Below are 26,707 nucleotides of genomic sequence, written 5' to 3'. Positions count from 1 at the left end.
GTGATGCCTGTGAGTCATCTTGATGCCCCACAGGCATCACGCTCAATGGAGCGGGCGGCTCCGATCCGGCCGGACCACGGGCCCGCGAGCGGCGGCTCACCAACGGCCGAAACGGCCGGTCCTCTCGGCCTCCGCAGGCCGGCCAGGGGCTTTTGACACACGGCCTAGCTGAGGTAAAGGACCGCGAGGGCTGTGGCGAGGCTGCCGAGCAGCAGCCGAAGTGCGCGTTCGGGCAGTCGTGGTTGCAGCCAGGCACCCAGATAGCCGCCGATGAGGCCGCCGGCCCCGCAGAGCAGGCCGAGGGTCCAGTGCGGTGCGATGTCGCCGTCCGTCGCGTGCGCGAGCAGGCCGTAGGTGGCGGCACCGACGATCGAGGTGAGGAACGTACTTGCCAACGCCGCAGGGGCAATGGTTGTCATCGGGGTGCCACGACCGGCGAGAAGAGGGCCGAGCAGGGAGCCGCCGCCGATGCCGTAGATGCCGCCGACGGTGCCGACCACCGCGCCGAGGCCGAGGATGGCGCGGCGGGTGAGCGGTTGCCGATCCGGAGTCCCAGAGCGTGTGGCGCGGGCGATCAGCCAGATGCCGAGGGGTAGCAGGACCGCGGCGACGACGAGTCGGAAGGCGCGTGGGCCGGGGATGGCGAAGACGCGGACGCAGGCGCCGATGACGACGCCGGGCAGGGTGCCGGCGAGGAGAAGCCGGATCAGCGGACCGGCCAGTTCGCCGGCTCGGCGGTAGCGCAGGAGCGCTCCGGGCCCGGCGACGATGTTGAACAGCAGATTGGTGGGGGTGACAGCCGGGCTCGGCACGTGTAGGAGGCTGAGCTGCACCGGAAGCAGGAACACGGCACCGGACACTCCTACCGGCGAGGTGATCAGAGAGATGAGCAGGCCTGCGGCGAATCCGAGGGCTCCGCTCTGCCAGGTCACCAGGATCCCTCAGCCATTGCCCGCGCCTGCGGTGATCCCGGCGACGACCCGACGGAACGTGAGCCGAACGGGCAGCATACGATCGATTTTCCTACCGAACGGATAGGATTTTAAATCCTCGGGTGAGCATCCTCGGAGGCAGACGGTGAGTGAAACACCTGTGTCGAAACAGTCGGTGCCACTGCGAAAGCTCGGCTTCCTGACCATCGGCCTGTTCGACGAGGCAGACCCTCGCACCGGCCACGAGGCGACACTCCAGCTCATCGAGTTGGGCGAGCAGCTTGGCTTCGACACCACCTGGGTACGCCACCGTCACCTCCAGTACGGCATCTCCTCACCGATCGCCGTCCTGGCGGCGGCTTCACAGCGAACCCGGCACATCGAGCTCGGCACCGCGGTCATCCCGCTCGGCTGGGAGAACCCGCTGCGGCTGGCCGAGGACCTGGCCACGGTCGACATCCTCTCCGGCGGGCGCCTCAACCCCGGGGTGAGCGTCGGCCCACCGATGCACTACGACCGGGTCCGCCGATCGCTCTACCCGGACACCGCCGAGGCCGAAGATTTCAGCTACACGCGGGTACGGCGCCTGCTCGACCTCGTTCGAGGCGAGCCGGCCAGCGACGTCGAGGGCTTCGAAGGTTTCGAGCAGTTCTCCCGCCGGGTGCAACCGCACTCCCCCGGCCTGGCTGCCCGGATGTGGTACGGCGCCGGCAGCCTCGGCTCCGCTCGCTGGGCCGGCCAGCACGGCATGAACCTGCTCACCAGCAGCGTCGTCAAAGCCGAGGAGTCCACCGACTTCGCCGAGATCCAGCTCTCGCACATCCGGACGTTTCGCGCCCACCACCCGGACGGCGACCTGGCTCGTGTCTCGCAAGGGCTCGTCGTCATCCCCACCGACACCGCCACCCCGACCCAACGTGCCCGCTACGAGGAGTACGCACAACAACGCACGCCTCGAACGGCGTCACCCCAGGGGCCGGCCCGGATGATGTTCGCCCCCGACCTCGTCGGCCCGTCGGAGCTGATCGCCGAACGGCTGCTCGACAACGTCGCGTTCCGCGAGGTCGACGAGGTTGCGTTCGCCCTGCCCTTCACCTTCGCACCGGCCGACTACGCGCAGATCCTCACCGACATGACGACCCGGCTCGGCCCCGTACTCGGGTGGCAGCCCAGCCGCTGACATGGGTCAGCCAGTTTGAGCGGCGTGCTCCAGGAACTGGCGTCGTCCCTGAACTCCCGCCGGACGGTCGGCGCTACCTGCCCTGGTGAGGTTGGTCCGCGCTGGTGGCCCGGGCTCGCCGCTCGCGCAGCCAGACCAGCACCACCATCGCGATGTTGACGGCGCCGAGGATCAGCAGGGTCGCGTCACCGGAGTCGGTGGACCGGTCGATCGCGTAGGGCTGACCGTCCGCCATGACCGTGTTGACGATCCCGAACAGGACGTTGTTGGCGACGTGGAAGGCAACCGGCGCCTCGATGCCGCCACTGATGATGGCCATCAGGCCGGTGCTGATGCCGATGAACGTGTAGTAGCCGAAAAGCCAGGGGTCGGCCGACCCGTGGAGCACGGCGAAGCCCAGGCCGGAGACGACGAGCCCGACGCCCAGGCCTGGGCGCACCGCGCGCACCCAGGACGCGGCGGCGGGCAGCGCAGCGCTTCGGAACATCAGCTCCTCGCCGGTGGACTGCAGCGGCGTAGTCAGTACGGTTACCACCAGCACGCCGATGGTCGTGCCGGTGAGACCGAAGGCGGTCCAGCCCGGGGCATCGGGCGCGACCAGGGCCACGACACCGATCCCCGCGCCCACCAGCAATGCCGCTCCGGTCAGGTAGTACGTCAGGCGGCGGGCGTCGAAGGCTCGGGGAAAGCTGATCAGGCTCCGCCACGGCACCTTGGCGATCCACACCAGAAGCAGGATCGCCAGAACGCCTGCCGCGCCGATGCTGATGTTGATGGCCAACAACTTCAACGGCGTGAGCGTCGCCGACATCGGGTCGTCGCTGCCCTCGATGACGCCCACGACCTGGTAGAGCACCACCTGAAGAACCAGCATCACCAGCGGCGGCACCAGGATGACCGCGAGCGGCTTCCACCAGCTGATGCGCAGGTGGGCGCCGAAGGGCCGGGAGTTGTCGACGGCCGTCCCGGTTCGTTCCGACGTCAGGAGGCGCGAGCGTCTCGCGTCGGAGGGGCCTGGATGTTCCGTCCCTTTCCAGGGTCCGTCGGATCGTGCGGTGTTCATGCGGAGGGTCCTTTCCACAAATGCTGGACGTCCCATTGCAGCGCGCACCGCGTACGACGGGCAGTGCCACCGTGTCACCACCGCACCGTGACATTCCGACGTACACGACCCGCTCGTCGGGCCGGTACCGCACCGGTCGGCCCGCCGGTTACAGCCAGTCGTGTTCGCGGGCGTAGCGGGCCGCTTCGTGGCGGGTCCGGGTCTGGGTCTTGCGCATCGCGTTGGAGAGGTAGTTACGTACCGTGCCCGGGGCGAGGTGGAGCCGAGCGGCGATGTCGGCGACCGAGTAGCCCTCGCCGGTGACCCGCAGGACGTCGGCCTCACGGTCGGTGAGGGGGTTGTCCTCGGTGACCGCGAGCGCGGACACGTCCGGGTCGATCCAGCGTTTGCCCGCGTGCAGGGTGGCGATGACCGAGGAGATGTGCGCCGGCTCGGCGGATTTGCTGACGAAGCCCTGGACACCGAGCTTCAACGCCTTGCGCAGCACACCCGGACGGGCGTGCCGGGTCAGCATGAGGACCACCTGCTCCGGGCGCGTGCGGCGGATCACGGCGACCGCGCCCAGCCCGTCCAGGCCCGGCATCTCCAGGTCGATGACAAGCACGTCGGGCTCGTGCCGAAGGGTGGCCTCGACGGCCGTCTCGCCGTCGGATGCCTCGGCGAGGACGGAGATGTCGCCCTCCATCGGCAGTAGCGCGGCCAGAGCCGTACGCAGCAGCGCCTCGTCGTCGGCGAGCACGATTGTGGTCATCGGCCGTCCTTCCCGGGAGCCACGCCGGCTCGGGCGGGTGGGAAGACCGCTGCGGTCAGGAACCTCTCGTCCTCCTGTTCCACGGTCAGCTCACCTCCGTCGCCCGCCACCCGTTGTCGGAGTGCCGCCAGCCCCCGCAGCTCCGGGGGTGCGGTGGCGGTCACCCCGTCGTTGACGATGGTGATGCTCGACCCGGAGAGGGTGATCTGCACCTGTCTGGCCTGCGCGTGCCGCAGGATGTTCGTGGTCGTCTCCCGCAGCACCTGACCGAGCAGTTCGCTGACGCGGGCATCGACCTCGGCCTCCCGGGTCACCCGCACCCGGATGCCGGCGGCCTCGAAGAGGTTCTTCGCGTTCTCGATCTCCGCGGTCAGGTTGAGCCGCCGTTGCGCGTAGGCCAGCTCCTTGGTCTGCACGATGGTGTCGCTGACGAGCGCGTACGTCTCCCGTAGCTCCTTGTCCGCAGCAGCGGTGTCGCGGAGCAGCAGCCGCTGGGCCAGGGCGATCTTCAGCTTGACCACGTGCAGGGTGTGGCCCTGGATGTCGTGCAGGTCGCTGGCGAACCGGACGCGTTCCCGGACCACGGCCAGCTCCGCCTCGCGTTCCCGAGTCTGTTCGAGCTCCCGGATGAGGTCGAAGAACCGCTCGCCCAAGACGGTGAAGACCGTCACGACGATGGTGAGGACGGTCGGGACGAGAACGAAGGTGAGCAGGACGTGGCCGACGTCGTCCCGCTGCACCAGCAGCCGCACCGCGCCGACGGCCGCGACGTAGGTGAACAGCCCGGTCAGCGCCAGCTTCCGGTGCCGTCGCACTTCGCGCAGGGCAAGCGAACCTACAGCGCAGAACCCCCAGTAAGCGTTGGGGCTGCCGATCAGCAGGACCCCGAGCGGCCAGACCACCGCCGCCACGACCAGGCAGGGCAGCGCGACCCTGGCGAGGTCGTTGGCCGTCCACCGTTCGAAGGCCACCACGCCCGCCACGGCTCCCGGCGCCAACACGACGACGTGCCACCAGGTACGCGCGTCGGTGTAGAGCAGGACCACCGCAGCGAACACCACGGGTGGTAGTGACGTGACGAGGTTGAGCCGGCGCAGCCTTCCCTGCGTCGACTCGGTGAAGCGCGACGATCTCGCGGTCACCAGACCAGTATCGGGCAGTGAGATGCCACGGCCAGTGACACCACGTCACATGCGGTGATGACATGGCGCCACTGACCGGACGGCCGTGCGCGGGCTGTCATTGGCCCATGTCCACCACACCCGTCATCGAAGTCGAACGGCTGAATCTCACCTACGGCGACTTCCACGCCGTGAAGGACCTCTCGTTGGAGGTACGACCCGGAGAGCTGTACGCGCTGCTGGGCACCAATGGAGCCGGGAAGACCTCGACCCTGGAGGTGGTCGAGGGGCACCGGCAGCCGACCTCGGGCACGGTTCGCGTCTTCGGGCACCGGCCCGACGACCGGCGGGCGGTCCGTCCCCGGATGGGCGTCATGCTCCAGGAGAGCGGATTCTCCCCGGACCTCACCGTCCGTGAGTCCGTCGGCCTGGTCGGGCGGCTGACCCGGCGCACCGACGACGTCGACCGGGTGCTCGACGTGGTCGACCTCACCGGGCGGGCCGGCCGCAAGGTGTCCCAGCTGTCCGGCGGGGAGAAGCGCCGACTGGACTTCGCCACCGCGATCTACGGCACCCCGGAGCTGATCTTCCTGGACGAGCCGACCACCGGCCTCGACATCCAGTCCCGCGACGCCGTCTGGGCGACCGTGGACCGGCTGCGGGAGAACGGCGCCACCATCGTGCTCACCACGCACTACCTGGAGGAGGCGCAGCAGCGCGCCGACCGGATCGGGCTCATGCACGAGGGCACCCTGCACCGCGAGGGCACCGTCTCCGAACTGACCCACACTCTCCCCGGCATGATCCGCTTCACCCTCGTCGCGCCGGTGCCGCCGCTGCCGCTGCCGGCCGCCGTCGACGCCGACGGAAAGGTCACGGTCGAGTCCTTCGAGATGCAGAAGGACCTGCACCTCCTGCTCGGCTGGGCGCAGGACCACGCCGTGGAACTGCGCGACCTGGCGGCGGGGCCGACCCGGCTCGACGACGTCTTCCGCGCCATCAGCAACTGATCCGCGCTTTCCAGAGGAGCCCCGACGTGTTGTCCATCGCCTCGAGCGAACTGATCCAGATCTTCCGCAATCGCCTGGTGCTGATCACCAGCCTCATCATCCCGGTCGTGGTCTGCGTGTTCTTCGTCCGCCAGCACGAGACGTACGCGGCCCTCGGGAGCCTCGGCTACATCGCCGCGATCGTGCTGTTCACCGTGGCCGCCTTCGGCCTCTACGCCACCGCCGTCACCACCCTGGCCTCCCGCCGTCAGAATCTCTTCCTCAAGCGGCTGCGCTCCACCGCCGAGGGCGACGCCGGCATCATCGCCGGCCTGCTGCTGCCCGTACTCGTCCTCTCCGTGGTGCAGGTGACCGCGATCCTGACCGCTCTGGCCGTGGTGGCCGGAGGGCCGTCAAACGTCGCCCTGCTGGTGGTGGCGATCCTCGCGACCCTGGCCATGATGATCGGTCTGGCCCTGGCCACCGCGGGGCTGACGAACTCTCCCGAGCACGCGCAGGTCACCACCCTGCCCGTCACCCTCGGTGTGATCGCCATGGCCAGCTGGGTCGGCATCTCCGGCACCGAGAACCTCGCGTTCCTCAAGCGGCTGCTGCCCGGCGGAGCTGCTACCGAACTGACCATGAACGCGTGGAACGGCGGCGTCGCCGTGACCGACTCCCTGCCGCTGCTCGCGCCCACTCTCGGCTGGGTCGTCATCGCCGTCGCGCTCGCCACCCGACTCTTCCGCTGGGAGCCCCGCCGATGAGCAGCGCACCCCGGTCCGACACCCCGACCCTCGCGGAAGACCTGCTCCTGCTCCTGTTCCAACCCAGGTCCGGCACCATCGCGGGAGAGAACACCCTCTTCTACGTACTCGGCGGAGCCGTCCTCGCGGACCTCGCCCTCGGCGAGCACCTGACCACGGCGACCACGGGGCAGGTCAGCAGCGTGACAGGTCACCCGCCGTCGGACGACCTCCTGCGCCGGGCATGGGACTACCTCGCCGAGAAACCGCGGGGCGTGCAGACGGCGCTGGCGGCGATCGGTCCCGCCCTGCGCGAGCCGGTCCTGCGGCGGCTCGTCGCACGCGGTGACATCGACCAGGAGTCCCGCAAGGTGCTCGGCCTCTTCCGGACGACGGCCCTGCGCGACGGCCGCACCGAACGACGGGCTCGCCTGCTCGCCGACGTACGGCAGGTCGTCGTGGACGGCGCGGAGCCGTCGGCCCGGGTCGCCGCGCTCGCGGCGCTGCTCTCGGCGAGCGGGACGCTCCCGCAGTTCCACCGCGAGATCCCGTGGACCTCTGCGGTGATCAGCCGAGCCAAGCAACTCGAGCAGGGCGACTGGGGCGCCGACGCCGCGGCGGCAGCGGTGATCCGCACCGTGACGGCCACTGTCGTCAGCAGCGCCATCGTGGCCATCACCGTACTTCCCCGCAGCTAGCACGGGCGGTCTCCCCTTGGCATGGACGGCGTCGTCGGTAGCGACAATGCCGGGCTCACCCGCAGCTCGGGGTTGTTTCACCATTCGTGGGGTACGCCCGTCTCGCCGCGCCTGCGCCGTCGGATCAGCCGTACGGGTCGGTGCGAGCCGTCGTACACGCCGGGAGGCCGGTACCGGATGGATCAGCGAGAGGCGGGCGGCCGCTCTCGGGCTGGCGGCCTCGTGGAACTGCGGGTGCACGGGGTGTCCGCCATCGGCCCGGCTGAACTGTTGGACCAACCACACGTGCGGCAGGTGGCGGGTGATCACAGGGGTGGCTTCTACCGACCCCGGCTGGCGATTCACGAGGGCGGCGAAGCAGACGGGGTGACGCTGGAGGCCTACCGCTGGAACAATCTGCCCGCTGGAAACGCGGTGCGAACGCTGTCGATGGTGATCCTGCTGCCCTTCATGCTGATCAACCTCGCCATCTGGATGCGTCCGGCCGGAACCGGCGGCGACCCGCTGATCAAGGCTCTCTGCCGGTTGCTGGCGCTCACCCTGACCGGAATGTACGTGCTGAGCATGGTGGGGATCGCGCTGGACGTGATCGCGTGGAAGTGCATGTCCGCACCGGAGTGCCTGGCCGGACGCAGTTGGCTCTCCTGGCTCGGGGGACGCCCGGCCGGACTGCGCCTGGCGGTGCTCGCGCTGGTGCCGGTGGCCGCGATCGGCCTCGTATGGGCGATCACCGCTCGCCCGGCACTCCCGCTCCACGTACCCCGTTCGGCCGGCCAGCCCCCTCCGGCACCCCGGCTCACCGCCATCGGCCGGTGGGACAACGAGCCGATCGTCGGTCGACTGCGCTCGATCCACGTCGCGGCGGCGTTCGCCACGCTGGACCTCAGCCTGCTCGGCGCCCGGGCCGCCCAGGGCTTCTCGATCCGCACCATCGCGCTGGCGGCAGGCACCGGACTCCTGCTGGTCACGTGCGCGGCCCTGCTCTGCACGCCACCCCTGTCCGCGCGTGCGGAACGGCGGCTCGACCGGCTGGTAAGCGCGCTGCGCGCGATCGCCCTCGGCCTGACCGGGCTGGTCTGGATCCACGTTCCGGCCAGTTCGGCCTCCTGGCCGGAGAGGAACGGGCTACCCGGCTACAACCTGACAGTCGTCGGTTTGTACATCGGTCAGGCGGTGCTGCTGCTCGCTCTGGGAGTGGCGTTGTTCTGGCATCGGAATCGACAGCCCCACGCCGCGCCCTCGCTGTGGTTCGGTGCCCTGGCGGCGTCCGTCACCGCGATCAGTCTGGCGCTCACGTTCTCCGCCGAACTGGTCTACCGGGTGTCCGACATCCTGAACCGGGGCGCACCGACTGCGGAGGGGCTGATCACCAGCCCTCCACGGGCCTGCGTCTGGGCGATCCTCGGCTTCGCCCTGGCGGTGCTGCTGACGGTCGTCGTCGCCGGCGTGATATCACTGGCGTCCCGCCCGGGACGGATCCGTGCCGCGTCGGCGATCGTCGCTGGCGACTTCCCGGACGCACCGCCCGATGCCGCACCCCGGTTGCGGCAGGTGCGCAGAACCATCGCCCATGCCCGGTTCACCGAGAGGCTCGTGCCGATCGCGGTGCTCTACGCCGGCCTTGCCGGGATCGGCATGGCAGCGGTGGCGCTCGGCCTGCTGCCGACGTCCCCCCGCGAACTGATCCAACGTTACGTGGGCCTGCCGGTCAGCTCCGTCAACTTCGCCATCGGCGCCGGCAGCTATCTGATCGCGGCCATCTTTCTCGGCCTGGTCCTGGGCGGGATCTTCGCCTACCGCACCCCGGGATTTCGCCGGTACGTGGGCGTGCTGTGGGACCTGGGCACCTTCTGGCCCCGAGCCGCGCACCCGTTCGCGCCGCCGTGCTACGCCGAACGGGCCGTTCCCGAACTGACCTGCCGGATCACCTACCTCGTCGACTCCGGCAACGCGGTGGTGCTCAGCGGACACAGCCACGGCTCCGTCCTGCTCGCCGCGACCGTTCTCCAACTGCCACCACGGGTCACCGACCGAATCGCCCTGCTGACCCACGGCTCGCCACTGCGCCGGTTGTACGCCCGCCTCTTCCCGTCGTACGTCAGCGACGAGGTGATCGGCGAGATCGCCGAACGGGTCGACTGGCGGTGGGTGAACCTGTGGCGGGACACCGACCCCATCGGCGGCCGCGTCTTCCCGCCCCAGCAAGCGAACGAGGTGCCCGACGCGTCCGATCGAACCTCACCGGTGGACCGACGGCTTCGCGACCCGCACGGCGTCACGCCGTCGACCGGAGACATCTTCCCGCCCCCGATCAGGGGACACAGCCCGTGTGAGGCCGACCGGACGTTCGATGAGGCGGTGCGTGACCTCGGCACCCGGCTGGGCAGGGTGACGAACGCCCAGTCGTAGCAACGGTGACCCTTCGCCGGCTGTCCACCGGCTCCAGGTCGGGCAACGTCAACTCGCTCGCCGCTGACGTCCGCAGGAGTTTCGGCATCTATCTGATGTGCAACGACGCCTCGGACCATCGGGCACTGATCGCCGGCGTACATTCGCCGTCATCGGTGTACCGCCGGGCGCGGCGGGTTGTCCGCCGCGCCGGGCGGGGCTGCGGCGACAGCACCGAGGCGGCCCTGCTGGCCCAGGAGAACGATCCGTCGCCGCTGAACGCACAAGGTGCCCCGGCCGCCGAGCCCGACGCCGAGCAGTCCCGCAGCCGCCCAGGAGGTCAGTCCTCGTCGTCCTTCTTCTTGTCGTCCTTCTTCTTGTCGCGATCCGTGGCCAGGTCGAGCGCGAGGACGCTGCCGATGATGAGCAGCGGGTCGACGCCAGGACTGACCTGCACGGCGTAGGTGTCCCGAATCGTCAGCCACCGCTTGGAGACCGCAGCCACCTCGGTCCCGTCGCGTTCGATCACGTACTCGTGGTCGAGCAGATCACCCTTCATCTCCAGGTCGTCGGGCCCCGGCACGTCGATGGTGAACCTGTCGCGGAAAGGCGTGAACAGCTTCTTGCGGACTTCCGCGGCCTTCTCGCCGCCGATCCGGATCTCGTAGGTGGGGCGCAGCGCCACCAGGTGCCGGTGCAACGTGGCGACCTCATGGCCGGAGGCGTCCTCGATGACGACCTTGTTGCGGACGCTGAGCACCTTGCCGTCGACGTGGAAGACCTTGGTGCCGTGCTCGTCGAGCACGTCGAAGTCGTCGCCGATCGAGAAGAACCGCTCCTTGATGACAAACATCATTCGATTCTCCTCCACCGCCCGGGGCAGTGCAGGCCGGGCGACTCGATGGGGGTCCAAACGGACGTTCCACTCGACGGCCTTGCTGGGAGACGCTGTGAGCACGTTGTCGAGGGCGTCGATCGGTGAATCCCTTGTGGAAAAAGGGCTACGCTGGACGGACCCAGACGACCGCCCCGACCAGGAGGCAAGATGGAACCGCTGGACCTGGCAACCGTCGCCGTCGGGGCGCTGACCGCCCTTTCCACCGGCGTGGCCGGTGGGCAGCGCAGCGGCCTCTCGCCGGGGCAGACCGGGTGACCCAGGTGATCCGGCACCGGTTCGCTGGCGATCCGGACACGCTGGACGTCGTCGACGAGATGACCACCGCGCCGACGCAGGCCGCCGAAGATCGGCTGACGCTGCGGCTGACCCGGCAGATCACCGCCGACCCGGAGTTCGCTGCGGCGCTGCGGGATGCGCTTGCCGAGGCCGGCCCGACGATCATCCAGGCGAACGAGAGCGGCGCGGTCGCGGGCCGCGACGTGCGCGTCTCCGGCCGGTACGCCGCCGGCCGGGACCTGCACATCGGTGGCCCGGACGCCGGCTAGCTCCAGTCGCTCAGGAAGGCAGCGAGGCGGCGGGTGCGCTGGACGACCACCACAGCGGCGCTGTTCATCGACGGTCGAGCAGTCGCGTCGCCGCGTCCTCCAGCACTGGGTTTCCCAACCGTCGGGCGTTCTCGATCAGCCGCTGCAGGGTGAACCGGGCCGCCGGACCGGGTGCCTGGGCCTGGGCCAACGGCGCAGCAGGTAGAGAAATTCGGCGACGATGTCGGCGGTCTGCCAGGACTGGGGTCCGGGGGCTGCGTACAGGACACCGTCGGGGAAGCGGTCACGGAGGCGGTGGGCCACCCGGACGGCTAACGCCGACTTGCCGATCCCGCCCGGTCCGGAGAGATTCACCACCACCGGGTCCGGCCGCGTACTGGCCCCTGATGCGGATGTCCCGTCCAGCGCTCGCGCCGGAGCCGTAGCTGTCCATCTCGGACATCAGGTTCATCCCCTCGGCCAGCGTTCTGCGGTGCCTCCGGCCATGGTCGAATCTGCGTCACGGTTCCTTGCCCCAACAACGGCCGCGGGGTTGATGCTGGCACCGCTCGGCGGACCTCCCGCACCGAGGCCCGGTTGGCTCGGTGTCTGGCCGGTGCTCACCGCGGAGGTCGGCTGGACCTGGCGGATCCGCGTCCCGGGCGCCGCATTCGCCCGTTCCCAGCTACGCCGTTCGGCGGAGAAGCCGGACCGCCGCGCGGCCAACGGTGCGGCGCGCAGAGCATCGTCACCGCGCCGATTGCGGTCCGCGCCACGCCGGATCGAGTCGCCGGCGGCGAGCGTCGCCTGGCCGATTTGCGTTTTAGTGGGGGATTGACTCGGATGCTACCCGGGTGCCCCGAAGACCCGCTCATTAAGGCCAACTTTCCTAATTGATCGGTCACGCGTCCAAAACTTACCAACGTGTTTCCACGGTTGACCCTCACGGACGGCCACTGCTAGAGTCGATTCGAATTTATCTATGTGATCTTGTACGGTCGAATGTGACTTCGCCGCTCGACGTGGCTGCGATCGAGTGCGAGGCAGCGAGGCTCGCCGCATCTAGGCAGGTAGATACATTACGGGGAATATATGAATACTGCTTCACTCTTAGCCGACGGGCCGGTCCCTCCGGACGGCCCGTGGGTGGACGACCTCCTGGCCGGACCCGACAACGAGTGCTGGCTGATCCTCGACCAGTCGATCACCTGGGCAATCCTGCGCAACGTGGTGACGGAACGCCAGACCCACCTGCACGCCGCCGGGCTTCGCGCCGGCGGGACGGTGGCGCTCCGCCTGCCACCTTCGCTGGCGGGTATCACCACGATGCTGGCTGCCTGGCGAGCCGGCGCCCAGGTCACGCTCCTCGATCACCGCTTGGCCGCTGCCGCGATCTCCCTGGCGCTGTCCCGGCTCACGACGTCGCCGCACGTCGGTCCGGTCGACCCGTCCCGGTGGGCGCACGACTGGCTGCGCACCCCGGACGCCGACACGGCGACCAGCCTGCTCGCCATCAGCGGCCGGCTGGACCCACAGGTCTCCATCGGTGGCCTGACGGCCGACCTGGCCGTGCTGGCCGGCTTACCCGTGGTCACCAGCATGGTCGTGCTGTCCGACAAGGTCGTCATGGCCTACGTGACCGTCCTCGGCGACCGACCGGCCGAGGAGATCCAGACGGACCTCGGCGAGCGTCCAGCCGCTTACAAGCGGCCCCGTTCGCTGCATATTCGGGGCAATCTTCCCCGCACCGCCAACGGCAAATTCGTCCGGAATCCAGTCGTATTGCGCGGCGTGGCACGGGACGTCGCTATTCGCTGACGGGCTCGGGCAGCGCACGCTCCGAGTTAGCCGAAGGTTCACCGAAAACGGTGCGCCGGATCAAGCGGTCGCGCCATGCCAACCGAAGGGAATTCGCATGCCTGCCGACGTATTCGCGTTTCTTGTCGACGCGCTCAAGAACATGAACTATGACATCTCTTCGGTGACCCGGGAAACGGCGTTGGGAGCCAAAGGTCTGGGATTGGAGTCCCTGGCGGTCGCCGAGGTCTCCATTCAGGTGGAGGACGCCTACGGCGTGCAGTTCGACGAGGACGAGGCCGAGCGGCTGGCCATGATGACCGTGGGTGACCTGGCAGATGAGATCACAACGCGCATGGAGCAGAAATGACCGCTGCCGCGTCTCCGGACCGGCAAGACCCGACGAAATTCTGCCCCAACTGTCCATTGTGGACATGCTCGCCTGCCTGCTCCGTCAGTCGCTGGACGGACAGGCGTGCTGCTAGCGAGGCATCCGGCCGTGCTGACGAACGCCCACACGACATCTCCCAGGGAGCCGAGACATGGACGTCAAGAGAATGCGGGCCGAGCTCGCCGCGGATCCGGCGTTGGGCACCGGCAACCTGCTGACCACGTTGATCGCGCGTGGTGAAGGGCTGGACGACCCGGCGCTGACCTTCGACACTCCGGTGGACGACCATCCGTCCTGGCAGCCCATGTCGCTCAACGAGCTGGAGCATCGGGTCACCGCCCGAGCCGCCGAGCTGCACCGGCTGGGCATCAGGCCGCGGGATCCGGTGGCGGTCTACGTCCGCGCCGCGGCCGACCAGGCGCTGAGTTTCCTCGCGCTGGCCCGGATCGGCGCCGTCCCGGCCCTGATCAACGGCAACCTCGACAGTGGTCTCGCCGCCGAGTACATCCGGAAGCGGCTGGCCTCTCCCGTGGTCATCACCGACGCGGCGCACAAGCAGGCACTGCGCGACGAAGGGCTCGCCAGCCAGTGGATGGTCGATGTCGCGACACTCGGCGCCGGCGACCCGCGGCTGGCGCCACCGCCGTTCCAGCACCACCCGGACGATCCGGTCGTCATCACCCACTCGTCCGGGACCACCGGTCTGCCCAAGGCGGTGGCCCACTCGCACCACAGCCTCTTCGCGGCCGTACGGCACCGCCTGACCCTGCCGAAGGCGGCGGCGCTGGACCGGATGCTGGTGATCCTGCCGCCCGGGCACGCGGCCATGGTGATCGCGCTCAGCGTGGCGTTGTGCAATCACGTTGAGCTGGCGCTGTGCTCGCGGCAGAACGGCGCGTACGTCCTCGACATGATCGAGATGTGGCGCCCGATCAGCGTGCTCGGCTTCTCGGCGACGTGGTCGGATCTGGCCGGCGTCGACCTCGCCACCCGGGACCTCAGCTCGGTGCAGGCCTGGTGGAACACCGGGGACTGCGCGCACGAGCCGCACATCCGTCACCTCGTCGGCGCCGGCCGGCGGTACGTGATGACGAGCGAGGGCGTGACCCAGAAGCCCGGTTCGGTCTTCATCGACGGGCTCGGCTCCTCGGAGATGGGTCACTCGCAGTTCTTCATCACGCACACCCCGGACACCGACCGGTACCGGCGTTGCATTGGCCGGCCGCACGTCTACACCGACGCCGTGGTGTACGACGACGAAGCCCGCGAGCTACCGGTCGGGCAGGTCGGTCAACTCGGCATCAAGGCACCCACCCTCTCGCTCGGCTACTGGAACGACTCGGAGCTGACCTACCGGACCCGCCGCAACGGCTACTTCCTCACCGGGGACCTGGTCTTCCGGAACGAGGCGGGCTACTTCTTCCACGTCGACCGGCTCGTCGACGCGGTCGACATCGGCGACGGCAACTGGGTGTACACCGCCCTCGCCGAGGAGCGCGTCCTGGCCGCCTGCCCGGAGGTGCTCGACTGCACGGTGGTGGCCGTCGGCGAACCCGGCGACGTCCGTACGGTGATTCTGCTGACGCTGCGTGACGGTGGTGAGCCGGAGCCGGACCTGGTGGCGAAGGTGACCGAGGCGCTCGAACCCGCGGTGGCGGTGACCGTGGCAGGCGTACTGACGGCCGACGACGGCGTGCTGCCGTTCGGCGCCACCGGCAAGGTGCGCAAGGCGTTGCTGCGCGACCGGCTTCTGAGTGGGGAACTGCTCGGCGTGACCGCAGCGGTGGCGCGGTGATGAGCGCCCGTCCCGTCATCACCGGCATCGGATTGTTCACCCCGGTGGGTCGTGCCGTCGATACGGTGTGGGATGCCGTCTGCTCCGGCAGGTCCGGCATCCGGCAGGTGCCCGCCGACCATCGGCTCGCCCCGGCCATCGGCTACGCCGGCTTCGCGCCGGAGATCGAGGCGTCCGAGGTGTTGCCCCCCGCCGAGGGCCGGCTCGTCGACCGGTTCGTGCTGATGGCTCTCGCCGCCGCCGCGGACGCGATGGCCGACGCCCGGCTGACCGTCGGCACCGACGTGGATCCCGACCGGGTGGCCGTGGTCGTCAGCAGCGGTGCGGGCGGGCTGGACATCTTCGAGGAGCAGAGCCACGCGTACGCAGCCCGCGGCCGTACCGCGGTGAGTCCGTACATGCTGCCGGGATTCCTGGGGAACATGGCGGCGGCCCGCATCGCCATCCAGTACGGAGCGCACGGCTTCAGCTCCGCCATGTCGACGGCGTGCTCGGCCGGCGCACACGCGATAGTGGAGGCGTTCCGCCTGATCGCACACGGGGACGCCGACGTGGTCATCTGCGGAGCGTCCGAGGCGCCACTGAACCCGACCGGCTCGCTGAGCTTCCGGCACGGTCACGCGCTGGCGACGCGATGGGCGGATCCCACCGCCGCGAGCCGTCCCTTCGACGTGCGCCGCAACGGTTTCGTGCTCGCCGAGGGCGCGGGCATCCTGGTCGTCGAGCGAGCCAGCGACGTGGATGCCCGGGGCGCGGCGGGATACGCCGACCTGCTGGGCTGGGGTGTCACGACCGACGCGTACCGGCCGACGACGCCCCTCCCGGACGGCACCTGCGCGGCCAAGGCGATAGCGGCGGCCCTACGTCGCGCCGACCTCCCACCCGGCGAGGTCGACTACGTCAACGCGCACGGAACCAGCACCAAGCTGGGTGACGTGGCCGAGGTCAAGGCGCTACGCAGGGTCTTCGGCACGGTACCGCCGGCGGTCAGCAGCACCAAGTCGGTGACCGGTCACCTGCTCGGCGGATCAGGTGCGGTGGAGGCCGCGATCACGGCGCTGGCCGTGTCCCGGGGCGTGCTGCCGCCGACGTACAACCTGGACGAGGTCGACCCCGAGTGCGAGGCGGACCACGTACGGAAGCAGCCGCGCACCGGCCGGGTGCGCAACGCGATATCGAACTCCTTCGCCTTCGGCGGCCACAACGTGAGCCTGCTCATGGGCGAGGCCAGCACACGCCGTCGTCGTACCGCGGTGACCGACGGCTGAACCGCGGCACACCCGACATCGCGAAGAGGAGCCAGCAATGCAGATCAATGACATCGACCACATCGAATTCTATGTCGGTGATGCCCAGCAATCGGCCTTCTACTGGTGCACTGCCTTCGGGTTCCAACTGTGCGGCCAGGCCGGGCCGGAGACCGGCCTCGCGGACCAGCGATCGCTTCTGCTGCGCCAGGGCGACGCGCAGTTCCTGCTCACCTCGGGCCTGACGCCCGCCCACCCGGCGGCTCGCTACGTCGCCAGGCACGGCGACGGCGTGGCGAACATCGCCTTCGCGACGCCGGACGCCGGCCGGACATTCGAGGAGGCCGTCGCCCGGGGGGCGAGAGCGGTCGAGCCGTTGTCCACGGCCGTCGACGACGAGGCACGGGTGGTGACCGCGACCGTCGGCGGTTTCGGCGACGTCCATCACCGCCTCGTCGAGCGGCACGGCTCGGAGCGCGCCTTCCTTCCGGGGGTCATGGACATCCTCACGTCTGAGCCGGAGCCCCGTGAACAGCACTTCTCCGTGGTCGACCACGCGGCGGTGTGCCTTCGGGCCGGAGACCTCGGGCGGACCGTCCAGTACTACCGTGACGTGTTCGGCTTCCGCCAGATCTTCGAGGAGCTCATCGAGGTCGGCACCCAGGCCATGGACTCCAAGGTCGTACAGAACGACGCGGGGACCGTGACGTTCACCCTGATCGAGCCGGTGCCCGGACACCGGCCGGGCCAGATCGACCGGTTCCTGGATCAGCACCAGGGCGCGGGCGTGCAGCATCTGGCGTTGCTGACCGGCGACATCGTGGCCGCGGTGAGCGACCTCAACGTCCGCGGCGTCCAGTTCCTGAGCACGCCGGCCAGCTACTACCACTCCATCGAGGAACGCCTCGGCCGGACCGACGTCCCCGTCGAGCGGCTGCGGGCCACCAACGTGCTGGTCGACCGGGACCACTGGGGCGAGCTGTTCCAGATTTTCACCAAGCCCGTGCACGTGCGGGGCACCTACTTCACCGAGCTCGTCGACCGGCACGGCGCCCGCTCGTTCGGCAGCAACAACATCAAGGCACTGTACGAGGCCGTCGCCCAGGACACCGAGGTGAGCGCGTGACCCCCGGCGACGACACGATTCGGCGCCGCCAGGCGGACGGCCTTTCCGACTACTCCGACCCGGAGTACTGCCCGGCGATCCGGCGCGGCTGACCGTCCACCATGGCCAGGAGACTACTGACCGCCTCGTCCGTCCGGACGGGCCTCAACATCGCGTCCTGGATAGCGCCGGCGCTCGCCGGCCACGGCGCGTACGTCACCTTCTGCAAGACCTGGAAACGGGCGAACCTGCGGGTCACCGAACAGGAGGTGCACGTGACGGCCATCCGGGACGTCGTCGAGGTCGGGGGCAAGCGGGTCGTCACGTACCGCTGGGGCGACGGCGTGAAGCCGGTCCTGCTGCTGCACGGGTGGCGCTCGCGGGCGTCACGGTTCGCTTCGTTCGTACCCCGGCTGCTCGACCACGGGTACAGCCCGCTGAGTTTTGACGCCCCCGGCCACGGCCACTCGGGCGGCGAGGCCACCACGGTGGCGGAGTACGGCCGCATCATCGAGGAGGTGCAGAGGAGCTTCGGAACCTTCGAGGCGATCGTCGCCCACTCGTACGGCGTGCCGTGCGCCCTGCTGGCCGTACGCAACGGCGTGCGAACGCGAAGACTCGTGGCCATCAGCGGGGTCGCGGACCTCGGATTCCTGGTCGACGAGTTCCACCGGCGGCTGGGGGTGAACGAACGGGTCGTGCGCCGCCTGCACCGGCGCGTCCAGCAGGAGATCTTCTCCGCCGAGCAGGGCGGCGGGCAGCAGTCGCCCGACGCGCGAGCCGAGGCCGACGTCCCGATGCTCGTGATCCACGACCGCTCGGACACCACGGTCGGAATGGATCACGCCAACCGGCTCATCGCCGACTACGCCGGTCCGGCCCGGCTGCTCGTCACCGACCGGCTGGGCCACCAGCGCATTCTCATCGCCCGTGAGGTGGTCCAGGCGGTGGTCCAGTTCGTGGACGAGGCACCGAGCCGAGCGTCGCTGGCTCTGGCTCCCGAAGCCGACGACTGATCGTCTCCGGAAAGGACATCGTGCACTTCTCGGATCCCCTGACCAGCACTGTCGCCGACGAACTGGCGCGGTGTGGTGTCACCGACGTGGTCGCCTCGCCCGGACTGCACTCCGGAGTGCTCGCAAACGCCGTCCACCAGTGCCCGGGCATGCGGCTGCACGTACGCATCGACGAACGGTCCGCGGCCTTCCTCGCTCTGGGGCTCGCCCGGGCGAGCGGCCGCCCCGCCGCCGTGGTGTGCACGTCGGGGACGGCGGCAGCCAACCTGCATCCCGCCGTGCTGGAGGCCCGGCACAGCCGCGTGCCGCTGGTCGTCATCACCACCGATCGACTGCCCGCGCTGCGCGACACGGGCGCCAACCAGGCGACCGACCAGGTCCGGCTGTACGGAACGGCGACGCCCCACTACACCGAACTGCACACCGAGCCACCCACCACGGCCACGGTGCGGTACTGGCGGTCGGCAGTGTCCCGGGCCCTCGGCAGCTGCGCCCACGGGCCGGTGCATCTCAACATCGGCCTGCACGAGCCGTACGACGCACCGGCCCCACTGCCGGACGAGGCGGCCCTGCTGGCGTCGGCGCGCCCACCGGGGGAACCGTGGACCCGGGTCCGACGTGCTCCCGAGCCACCGCGCACGCTGGACGTGCCCGCCCGCGGGGTGATCGTCGTCGGCGACGGCGCGAGCGATCCGCACGCCGCCGTCACCTTCGCCGAGGAGGCCGGGTGGCCGTTGCTCGCCGAGCCGCAGAGCGGTGCGCGCTACGGTGCCAACGCCATCCGGACGTACGGCGACCTGCTCAGCCATCGGGAGTTCCGCAAGAGGGCCGAGCCGGACATGGTGATCACGATGGGGCGGCCCGGCGTCCACCTCGCGGTTCTCGACTACCTCGGTCAGGCCCGCGACCACCTCGTCGTCGATCCGTCCGCCGACTGGGCCGACCCCACCCGCGGCGCCACCGAGGTGCTGTCCCGGCTCGGTACGCCGAGGCTGCGTGACCAGGATCCGGATTGGCTGCGCCGGTGGCAGGACGCCGACAAGGCCGCCGGTGGCGCGCTCGACGTCATGCTGGACCGTACCGATCTCAACGAGCCGCGCATCGCCCGTGACCTGGTGGCGGCGATTCCGGACGGGTCGCTGCTCTTCGCCGGCTCCAGCATGCCGATTCGCGATCTGGAACAGACCATGCGACCGCGTCAGGACGTCCGGATCCTCGCCAACCGAGGACTCAGCGGCATCGACGGAGCGGTGTCCAGTGCGATCGGTGCCGCGCTGGCCCACCAGGCGCAGGGCGGCGGCCGAGCCTACGCGCTGCTCGGCGACCTGTCGCTGCTGCACGACCAGAACGGACTCGTCACCGGCCTCGGCTCACCGCGGCCGGACCTCACCATCGTCGTGGTCAACAACAACGGCGGCGGCATCTTCTCGCTGCTCCCGGTGCGGCGGCCGATCGACGACTTCGAGGTGCTCTTCGGTACGCCGCACGGCGTCTCCTTCGAACACGTGGCCGCCGCGTCTGGCTGGCCGTACACGCGGGTCGCCGGCACGGCCGATCTGCTCGCGGTGCTCGACCAGCCCGGTCCCCGGCTGATCGAGGTGGTCACCGATCGCCGGGACAACGCCTCGCTGCACCGGCGCCTCACGGTGGCCGTCATGGCCGCCGTCGGAGCGGCCCTGTGAGCGGAACTCCCACTCCACGTCTGCCCGCTGGGGGAAATGATGTCGACCTTCCACGCTCAACCGGACCACACCGTGGCGGCGGCCCCGCCACGGGTACGACCGAGTGACGCCACGCTGCTACAGAGCCTGCTCTCCGGGGCGTGGCTGGGCCAGGCCTGCTACACGGTCGCGAAGCTCGGCATCGCCGACCTGCTGGCGGACGGTCCGGAGACCGCGCTGAACCTGGCCGCGCGGTGCGGCGCCGATCCGGACGCGCTGCTGCGCCTGCTGCGGGCGCTGGCTTCCGTCGGACTCTTCACCCAGCGGGGACGCGAGACGTTCGAGCTCACCGGCGCTGGCTCGCTGTTGCGGAGCGACGTGCCCGAGTCCGCCCGGGCCAGCGCCGTCATGCTGGGCGAGGAGGTGTTCCGCGCCTTCGCCGAACTGCCGCACGCGGTCCGGACCGGCACCCCGGCCTTCGACCAGGCGTACGGGCAGCCCATGTACAGCTACCTCGCCACTCACCCCGAGGTGGCGCGTACGTTCCACGCCGCCCTTGGCAGCCATCGGACGGTACCCGCCGCCCTGTCCCGGTGTGACGTCGGCGGGGCCCGCACCGTGGTCGATGTCGGTGGCGGCGACGGCGCGCTGCTCGCCGCCCTCCTCGCCGGCTGGCCGGAGACCCGCGGCGTCCTGCTCGAGCAGCCGGAGGCGATCCGGCAGGCGCGCACCCGCTTCGCCGAGGCCGGTGTCGCGGACCGGGTGACACTGGTGGAGGGCAGCTTCTTCGACCGGGTGCCCGGCGATGGCGATCTCTACCTGCTGGCGCGCTGCCTGCACAACTGGAGCGACGACAAGGCCGTCGCCATCCTGCGGACCGTACGCGAGGCGATGCGACCCGGAGCGCGCCTGGTGGTGCTCGAGAAGGTGGTCCCGGACGGCCCCGGACCGAGCCAGGCCAAGATCTTCGATCTGCTCATGCTGGCCATGGTGGAGGGACGCAACCGGACCGACGGGGAGTACCGGGAGCTGATCGGCCGCAGCGGCTTCGATGTGGTGGCCGTACACCCCGCGTCCCGGCACGATCCGCGGGCCGAGAGCGCGATCGAGGCCGTCGCGGCGTGAGACCCGCAGCAGTCGCTGTTCTGCACGCGTTGCGCCGGCCGGCTGGGGCTGGTGACGGCCGAGCTGCACGCGGATCGCGGGTTGCCCGGTCGTCGTTGCGGTTCGGGCACTCAGCACGGTCCTCAGATGATCAGTCGAACGGGGTCCGCTCGACGAAACGATGGGATGACTCATGCCGGAGATCAACGCTGTGCCCGATGCCGGACGAGCGGCACTGTCCGACGCGATCCGCAATGCCGCTGTCCGCGCGGCAGCGGTGATCCGGGCCGCACACTCTCCAGACGCCGCAGTTCCCGGGCTGAGCTGGACCGCCGGTGAGACCGCGGCGCACCTGGTGAACGAGTTCGTCAACTACACCGCGTACGCGCAGGCACGGAACAACCCCGTCGGAGGCGACCACCCGTCGCGGCGCAACGCCGAGGCGAACGCCGCGCAGTTGCGTACCGATCCCGATCGTGACCTCGCCTCGCTGGCCGATCGGCTGCTGCCGGCGGTGACGGGATTCCTGGCCGTGGAACCGCCGGCGCAACCGCTGGTCGTCAGCAACGGCCTCGCGTTGAGCTGGTGGACGATGGGCTCGGCGCTGCTCGGCGAACTGGTCGTGCACGGGCTGGACATCGCGCGGGCGGGCGGACAGCCGTGGCGCATCGACCGGTCGGACGCGCTGCTGGTGCTCGACGGCGTACTGACGATGATGCCGCGATACCTCAACCGGAAACGCGCTGCGAACGTCCGCGCGAGTATCGAGATCAGGCTGCGTGGCGGCCCGCGCTATCTGGTGGAGATCGACCACGGGACCGCGGTGATCGGCAGGTCGACCGCGCAGGCCAGGCCGGACTGCTGGGTCTCCGCCGACCCCGCCGCGTTCCTCGAGGTCGGCTTCGGTCGCACCGGCCAGTGGAGCCAGATCGCCCGCGGCAGACTGCTGGCCGGCGGTCGCAAGCCCTGGCTCGCCACCGCCGTCGGCACCGTGTTCACCAGACCCTGAGCACCCGCGCCGGTCACCAGCACCACGATTGATCGATCAGCAGGGGCTCACCAGCCTGGCACCACCCCACCCGGGCACGGCAGACGCCTGCGGCCACCCAGCGGCATGACCTGCACGAAAAGGCCGGCCATTGCGCGGACCGTCCGCCGTTTTGACCGCTTGACGGCGATTGCCCGCCCGCTGGAACTTTCGGGCCGTGGCGACCGACCAACGAGCAGAAGCAACCATCGGAGGACGAACTGATGCGTACTACCGGCCCTTTCGGCTCACCGCGACGCTCGATCGTCGCCCTGGCTGCCGCTGGCGAAGCGTCGATGACTGAACCGCTCCCGTGCGGTCGTGTCACTTCATTGATTCAGAGGTCAAGGTCAACACGTGTCCGACACAGATTCCCGGCAGCTCGCCTCCGACGATCCCGATAACACCCGGGCCACCTTCGAGGCGCCGGCGACGTCCGTGGGACAGTCCCGAAACGCGCACCGCGCGACACCCGGGGCGTACCCCTGGTTGGGCCCTGCCGCCGTCGGTGCCGGTGGCCTCGCTCTGCTGCTGCTCGGCCTGCGGGTCGGCGGTGCCCTCACCGCCGCGATACCCGGCCTGCCGGACGCGGGACCGGCAACGACGTGGGCTCTGCCGGTCATCCGGCTGCTCTCGAACGGCCTCGGCACCCTCACCGTCGGCATGGCGGTGGCCGCTGCGTTTCTGCTGCCCGGCGACGGACGCAGCGTCTCGCCCCACGGCTACCTGCTCCTGCGGCGAGCGAGCCTCGCCGCGCTCGGATGGACGATCGCGGCACTGACGCTGACTGTACTGACGGTCTCCGACCTGCTCGGGCAACCTCTGGGGACGCTCAAGCCCGCGACCGTGGTCAGTTTCGCCACCACGATCCCGCAAGGCCAGTCACTGATGTTGCAGGCCGGGCTCGCTCTGACCGTGGCGCTGCTGGCACGCGTCGGGGTGTCCCGAGGGCTCGCCGCGACGGTCTCGATCCTGGCGCTGGTCGCCGTGCTTCCGCCGGCTTTCACCGGTCACGCCGCCGGAGCGGGAAATCATCAGGTCGCAGTGACCAGCCTGGCCCTGCACGTCCTTGCCGCCGCAGTGTGGGTCGGTGGGCTCGTCGCCCTGCTGATGGTGCGGCGCAGCCGCCTGTTGGTCGAGGCCGCCGCCCGGTACAGCCGCCTCGCCCTGGGCTGCTTCGTGGCCGTAACGGTGAGCGGGCTGGCCAACGCCGCCGTCCGCCTCGGCACGATCGACCAACTCTGCCAGTCCCGCTACGGCTGGCTGATCCTCGGCAAGGTCGCCGCCCTGCTGATCCTCGGTGCGCTCGGCGCGGTACACCGCTCCCGCACCCTGCCGGCGATGCGCACCGGAAGGCGGTGGGCGTTCGGCCGACTGGCCACCGGGGAGCTGATCGTGTTCGCCGCCACCGTGGGGCTGGCAGTGGCGCTCTCGCGCAGCCCCACCCCCGTCGCCGAAGCCGGCATCGACTTCGACCCGATCACCGAACTGCTCGGCTTCCCGATGCCCGCGGCGCCCAGCGCGGGACGCCTCCTCGGACAGCCACTGCCGGACATGTTCTTCCTGACCCTCTGTGTCCTCGGCATCGGCGGGTACCTGGCCGGCGTACGACGGATGCACGTCGCGGGCCACGGGTGGCCCGTCGCCCGGACGGCGAGCTGGCTCGGCGGCATCCTGCTGCTGGCGGCGGCCACCGACCTCGGCGTCGCCCGCTACGCCTACGTGCTGTTCAGCGCCCACATGGCCCAGCACATGGTGCTGTCGATGCTGGTGCCGATCCTGCTGGTCGGCGGCGCCCCGGTCACCCTCGCCCTACGCGCCCTGCGCCGACCAGCCGACCCGCGGGTACGTGGTGCCCGGGAGTGGCTGCTGATCCTGATCCACAGCCGCGTCACGAGAGTGCTCACGCACCCGCTCGTCGCGCTCGGCATCTACACCGCCAGCCTGTTCGGCCTCTACTTCAGCAACCTGCTCGGGGTGCTGATGCGCTCCCACCTCGGACACCTCGCGATGCTCGCCCACTTCGTCGTCGCCGGCTATCTGCTGTTCTGGATGCTCATCGGCGTCGACCCCGGCAGCCGACGCCTCCCCCATCCGCTGCTGGTGATCATCCATCTGGCGTCGATGATGGCGCACGGCTTCTTCGGCTTGATCCTCATGCAGACCACCACCCTCATCGCCCCCGACTGGTATGTCGCTGTGCACCCCGCCTGGGCATCGTCGCTGCTGACCGACCAGAAGCTCGGCGCCGGCATCGCCTGGGCGTTCGGCGAACTGCCCGCAGTCGTCGTCATGATCGTCCTCATTCGGCAGTGGATCCGCGCCGATCAACGCGAGCAGGCCCGCCTGGACCGGGCCGCCGACCGGGCCGACGCCACCGGCGGGGAGGACGACCTCGCCCGCTACAACGCGTTCCTCTCCGCGGCAGGGCAGGCCGACAGCGGTCCACGGCGCACGACCAGGCCCGACCAGCGCTGACCCCGGTACCCATCCTGGTCCGCCACATTCCCTGGAACCGCAGGGCCCGTTCGGCCGACTACCTCACGAGGCCGGAGCTGAAGCGACGAACCACCGGGCGACCATGCCAGCAGGAGGAACACCCCCTGGGTGCTTCTCGCCAATTCCGATCGGACGACCATGTCTCTCACCGAACTGTCCGGCGCGCCGATGCCGGAACCCACCACAGACGCCGAAACACCAGTTCGACCGGCCCGGCGTACGTCGCCGTTCGGCGCGCTGCTGCTCCGGCTGCACTTCTACGCCGGCATCCTCGTCGCCCCCTTCCTCGTGGTCGCCGCACTGACGGGGCTGGCCTACACCACCACCCCGCAGCTGGACCAGATCCTCTACGGCGACCAACTGACCGTCGCCCAGGTGGGCGACCGTCCGCTGCCGCTTGCGGAGCAGATCGGAGCGGCGCGCAACGCGCATCCCGACGGCAGCATCGCCATCGTGCAGCCCGGCGCCGGTGACCAGAGCACCCGTGTGACGTTCTCCCTGCCGGAGCTCGGCGAGAAGCAGCACACCGTCTACGTCGACCCGTACACGGCGCAGGTCAAGGGCCAACTGACCACGTGGTTCGGTTCCACCCCGGCCACCACCTGGCTGGACGACCTGCACCGCAACCTGCACCTGGGCGTGGTGGGTCGGCACTACTCCGAACTGGCCGCGAGCTGGCTGTGGGTGATCGCGCTCGGCGGCGTCATCCTCTGGTGGCGCCGCCGCAGCGCCAACCGGGCCACCGCCCGACACCTGCTCGTGCCGGACCTGTCCGCCGGCAAGGGCGTCCGTCGCACCCGGGGTTGGCACGCCACCACCGGCATCTGGCTCACCGTCGGCCTGCTGTTCCTCTCGGCCACCGGACTGACCTGGTCCCGCTACGCCGGGGCGAACTTCGGCGCCGGCCTCGACGCGCTCCAGGCCCGCGCTCCGGAAATCTCCACCAGCCTCACCACCGATCCGGCCGTACCAGCCGAGACCGAAGGCGGCCACGAGCACGGTGCCACCGCAGCGGGCGGAGTCGTGGTGTCGGCAACCTTCGACCAGGTGTCGACGGCCGCCCGCGCCGCGGGTCTCTCCGGCCCGGTCGAGATCGCCCCGGCGGTGGAGCCGGGCTCCGCCTGGACCGTTACGCAGGTCGACAACACCTGGCCCATCGCCAAGGACCGGGTCGCCGTCGACCCCGCCACGGGTACGATCACCGCCCGCAGCGACTTCGCCGACTGGCCCCTGCTGGCCCAACTCAGCGGCCTCGGCATCCAGGCCCACATGGGCATCCTCTTCGGACCGGTCAACCAGATCCTGCTCGCCGCGCTCGCCCTCGGGCTGCTCTGCGTCATCGTCTGGGGCTACCGCATGTGGTGGCAACGCCGACCCACCCGCACCAACCGGCGCGCCCTCACCGGCACCCAACCGGCCCGCGGCGGCGTCCGGAGCCTGCCCCTCTGGTCACTGCTGATCGGCGTACCAGTGATCGCGGCGATCGGTTGGGCGCTGCCGCTGTTCGGGCTCACCCTGCTGGCGTTCCTCGTCATCGACGTCGTAGCGGGCGCGGTGTCGCGGCGGCGGCGTCCCGCTGCGGTCCCCACCTCCCCCGCGCCAGCCGGCAGCTGACGCACCGGCGGGGTTCGGCCGCTCGTCCGGCGGATGGGCGGCCGAACCCCGCGCGTGCGGCGTCGGGTATCCGCGCAGACGCCCGAGATGTCCAGAGGGGTACCTTGCGGAACAGCTCTCCGACGGTGGAGGCATCGCCGTTGTCCGCGGCAACTCGAACC

General features: G+C 70.1%; 22 protein-coding genes. 17 read left to right on the top strand and 5 right to left on the bottom strand.

Annotated elements, in window-relative coordinates:
* Nucleotides 1–164: 164 nt before the first annotated feature.
* Nucleotides 165–932: a sulfite exporter TauE/SafE family protein gene (locus ABZV06_RS22980; protein ID WP_355247187.1), complete on the bottom strand. Its 768-nt coding sequence runs from the start codon at nucleotides 930–932 to the stop codon at nucleotides 165–167.
* 175 nt (nucleotides 933–1,107) lie between these two features.
* Between ABZV06_RS22980 and ABZV06_RS22975 the strand changes: the two genes are divergently transcribed.
* Nucleotides 1,108–2,112 carry an LLM class flavin-dependent oxidoreductase gene (locus ABZV06_RS22975; RefSeq protein WP_355624058.1) on the top strand — a complete coding sequence of 335 codons (1,005 nt, stop codon included), beginning with the start codon at nucleotides 1,108–1,110 and terminating at the stop codon, nucleotides 2,110–2,112.
* A gap of 73 nt (nucleotides 2,113–2,185) precedes the next feature.
* Here the strand turns inward: ABZV06_RS22975 and ABZV06_RS22970 are convergent, their stop codons facing one another.
* The 3 genes from ABZV06_RS22970 to ABZV06_RS22960 all read right to left on the bottom strand — a co-directional run bounded on the left by ABZV06_RS22970 (nucleotide 2,186) and on the right by ABZV06_RS22960 (nucleotide 5,068).
* Nucleotides 2,186–3,175 carry a CPBP family intramembrane glutamic endopeptidase gene (locus ABZV06_RS22970; protein ID WP_355624056.1) on the bottom strand — a complete coding sequence of 330 codons (990 nt, stop codon included), beginning with the start codon at nucleotides 3,173–3,175 and terminating at the stop codon, nucleotides 2,186–2,188.
* Between the two features lie 148 nt (nucleotides 3,176–3,323).
* Complete coding sequence (locus tag ABZV06_RS22965) at nucleotides 3,324–3,926, bottom strand: response regulator transcription factor (protein WP_355247196.1); 603 nt, start codon at nucleotides 3,924–3,926, stop codon at nucleotides 3,324–3,326.
* On the bottom strand, nucleotides 3,923–5,068 hold the full coding sequence (locus tag ABZV06_RS22960) for a histidine kinase (RefSeq protein WP_355624053.1): 1,146 nt from the start codon (nucleotides 5,066–5,068) through the stop codon (nucleotides 3,923–3,925). The genes ABZV06_RS22965 and ABZV06_RS22960 overlap by 4 nt, the downstream gene beginning before the upstream one ends.
* A gap of 107 nt (nucleotides 5,069–5,175) precedes the next feature.
* Here ABZV06_RS22960 and ABZV06_RS22955 point away from each other — a divergent pair, with 107 nt between their 5' ends.
* The 4 genes from ABZV06_RS22955 (at nucleotide 5,176) to ABZV06_RS22940 (ending at nucleotide 9,889) form a co-directional block, all read left to right on the top strand.
* The gene (locus tag ABZV06_RS22955) at nucleotides 5,176–6,057 is read left to right on the top strand and encodes an ABC transporter ATP-binding protein (RefSeq protein ID WP_355247201.1); all 882 of its coding nucleotides are present in this window, start codon (nucleotides 5,176–5,178) and stop codon (nucleotides 6,055–6,057) included.
* A 26-nt stretch (nucleotides 6,058–6,083) separates the two neighbouring features.
* A complete protein-coding gene (locus tag ABZV06_RS22950) occupies nucleotides 6,084–6,803 on the top strand; it encodes an ABC transporter permease (protein WP_355247204.1) in 720 nt (239 codons plus the stop codon).
* Nucleotides 6,800–7,480 carry a GPP34 family phosphoprotein gene (locus ABZV06_RS22945; protein WP_355624050.1) on the top strand — a complete coding sequence of 227 codons (681 nt, stop codon included), beginning with the start codon at nucleotides 6,800–6,802 and terminating at the stop codon, nucleotides 7,478–7,480. Before ABZV06_RS22950 ends, ABZV06_RS22945 begins: the two co-directional genes overlap by 4 nt.
* Before the next feature lie 366 nt (nucleotides 7,481–7,846).
* Nucleotides 7,847–9,889 (top strand): hypothetical protein, encoded by a 2,043-nt coding sequence (locus ABZV06_RS22940; protein WP_355624047.1) that lies wholly within the window; start codon nucleotides 7,847–7,849, stop codon nucleotides 9,887–9,889.
* Nucleotides 9,890–10,208: 319 nt separating this feature from the next.
* Here the strand turns inward: ABZV06_RS22940 and ABZV06_RS22935 are convergent, their stop codons facing one another.
* Nucleotides 10,209–10,724 carry an LURP-one-related family protein gene (locus tag ABZV06_RS22935; protein WP_355247211.1) on the bottom strand — a complete coding sequence of 172 codons (516 nt, stop codon included), beginning with the start codon at nucleotides 10,722–10,724 and terminating at the stop codon, nucleotides 10,209–10,211.
* Between the two features lie 293 nt (nucleotides 10,725–11,017).
* On the opposite strand from ABZV06_RS22935, the gene ABZV06_RS22930 reads away from it, so the two are divergent.
* The 12 genes from ABZV06_RS22930 to ABZV06_RS22875 all read left to right on the top strand — a co-directional run bounded on the left by ABZV06_RS22930 (nucleotide 11,018) and on the right by ABZV06_RS22875 (nucleotide 26,546).
* Nucleotides 11,018–11,311, top strand: coding sequence for a hypothetical protein (locus ABZV06_RS22930; protein ID WP_355624044.1), 294 nt, complete (start codon nucleotides 11,018–11,020; stop codon nucleotides 11,309–11,311).
* Nucleotides 11,312–12,436: 1,125 nt separating this feature from the next.
* Nucleotides 12,437–13,108, top strand: coding sequence for an AMP-binding protein (locus ABZV06_RS22925; protein WP_355624041.1), 672 nt, complete (start codon nucleotides 12,437–12,439; stop codon nucleotides 13,106–13,108).
* A gap of 97 nt (nucleotides 13,109–13,205) precedes the next feature.
* Nucleotides 13,206–13,457: a phosphopantetheine-binding protein gene (locus ABZV06_RS22920; protein ID WP_355247220.1), complete on the top strand. Its 252-nt coding sequence runs from the start codon at nucleotides 13,206–13,208 to the stop codon at nucleotides 13,455–13,457.
* 172 nt (nucleotides 13,458–13,629) lie between these two features.
* Nucleotides 13,630–15,273 (top strand): class I adenylate-forming enzyme family protein, encoded by a 1,644-nt coding sequence (locus ABZV06_RS22915; protein WP_355624038.1) that lies wholly within the window; start codon nucleotides 13,630–13,632, stop codon nucleotides 15,271–15,273.
* Nucleotides 15,273–16,541, top strand: a complete 1,269-nt coding sequence (locus tag ABZV06_RS22910; RefSeq protein WP_355247226.1) for a beta-ketoacyl-[acyl-carrier-protein] synthase family protein — start codon at nucleotides 15,273–15,275, stop codon at nucleotides 16,539–16,541. Before ABZV06_RS22915 ends, ABZV06_RS22910 begins: the two co-directional genes overlap by 1 nt.
* Nucleotides 16,542–16,578: 37 nt before the next feature.
* Entirely contained in the window at nucleotides 16,579–17,646 is a 1,068-nt protein-coding gene (gene hppD / locus ABZV06_RS22905) for a 4-hydroxyphenylpyruvate dioxygenase (RefSeq protein WP_355624035.1), read from the top strand.
* Between the two features lie 101 nt (nucleotides 17,647–17,747).
* Nucleotides 17,748–18,641: an alpha/beta hydrolase gene (locus ABZV06_RS22900; RefSeq protein WP_355624032.1), complete on the top strand. Its 894-nt coding sequence runs from the start codon at nucleotides 17,748–17,750 to the stop codon at nucleotides 18,639–18,641.
* 20 nt (nucleotides 18,642–18,661) lie between these two features.
* Nucleotides 18,662–20,323 carry a 2-succinyl-5-enolpyruvyl-6-hydroxy-3-cyclohexene-1-carboxylic-acid synthase gene (gene menD / locus ABZV06_RS22895; RefSeq protein WP_355624029.1) on the top strand — a complete coding sequence of 554 codons (1,662 nt, stop codon included), beginning with the start codon at nucleotides 18,662–18,664 and terminating at the stop codon, nucleotides 20,321–20,323.
* 36 nt (nucleotides 20,324–20,359) lie between these two features.
* Nucleotides 20,360–21,427, top strand: coding sequence for a methyltransferase (locus tag ABZV06_RS22890; RefSeq protein ID WP_355624026.1), 1,068 nt, complete (start codon nucleotides 20,360–20,362; stop codon nucleotides 21,425–21,427).
* Nucleotides 21,428–21,599: 172 nt separating this feature from the next.
* Nucleotides 21,600–22,415: a maleylpyruvate isomerase N-terminal domain-containing protein gene (locus ABZV06_RS22885; RefSeq protein ID WP_355624023.1), complete on the top strand. Its 816-nt coding sequence runs from the start codon at nucleotides 21,600–21,602 to the stop codon at nucleotides 22,413–22,415.
* Between the two features lie 375 nt (nucleotides 22,416–22,790).
* Nucleotides 22,791–24,911: a cytochrome c oxidase assembly protein gene (locus ABZV06_RS22880; protein ID WP_355624020.1), complete on the top strand. Its 2,121-nt coding sequence runs from the start codon at nucleotides 22,791–22,793 to the stop codon at nucleotides 24,909–24,911.
* Nucleotides 24,912–25,070: 159 nt separating this feature from the next.
* Nucleotides 25,071–26,546, top strand: coding sequence for a PepSY domain-containing protein (locus ABZV06_RS22875; RefSeq protein WP_355624017.1), 1,476 nt, complete (start codon nucleotides 25,071–25,073; stop codon nucleotides 26,544–26,546).
* Nucleotides 26,547–26,707: the final 161 nt, after the last annotated feature.

The organism is Micromonospora sp. NPDC005172, assembly GCF_040608555.1.
GTDB lineage: Bacteria > Actinomycetota > Actinomycetes > Mycobacteriales > Micromonosporaceae > Micromonospora.
Note: the sequence above shows the minus strand (reverse complement) of the source record. Positions and strands in the feature narration are given on the sequence as shown.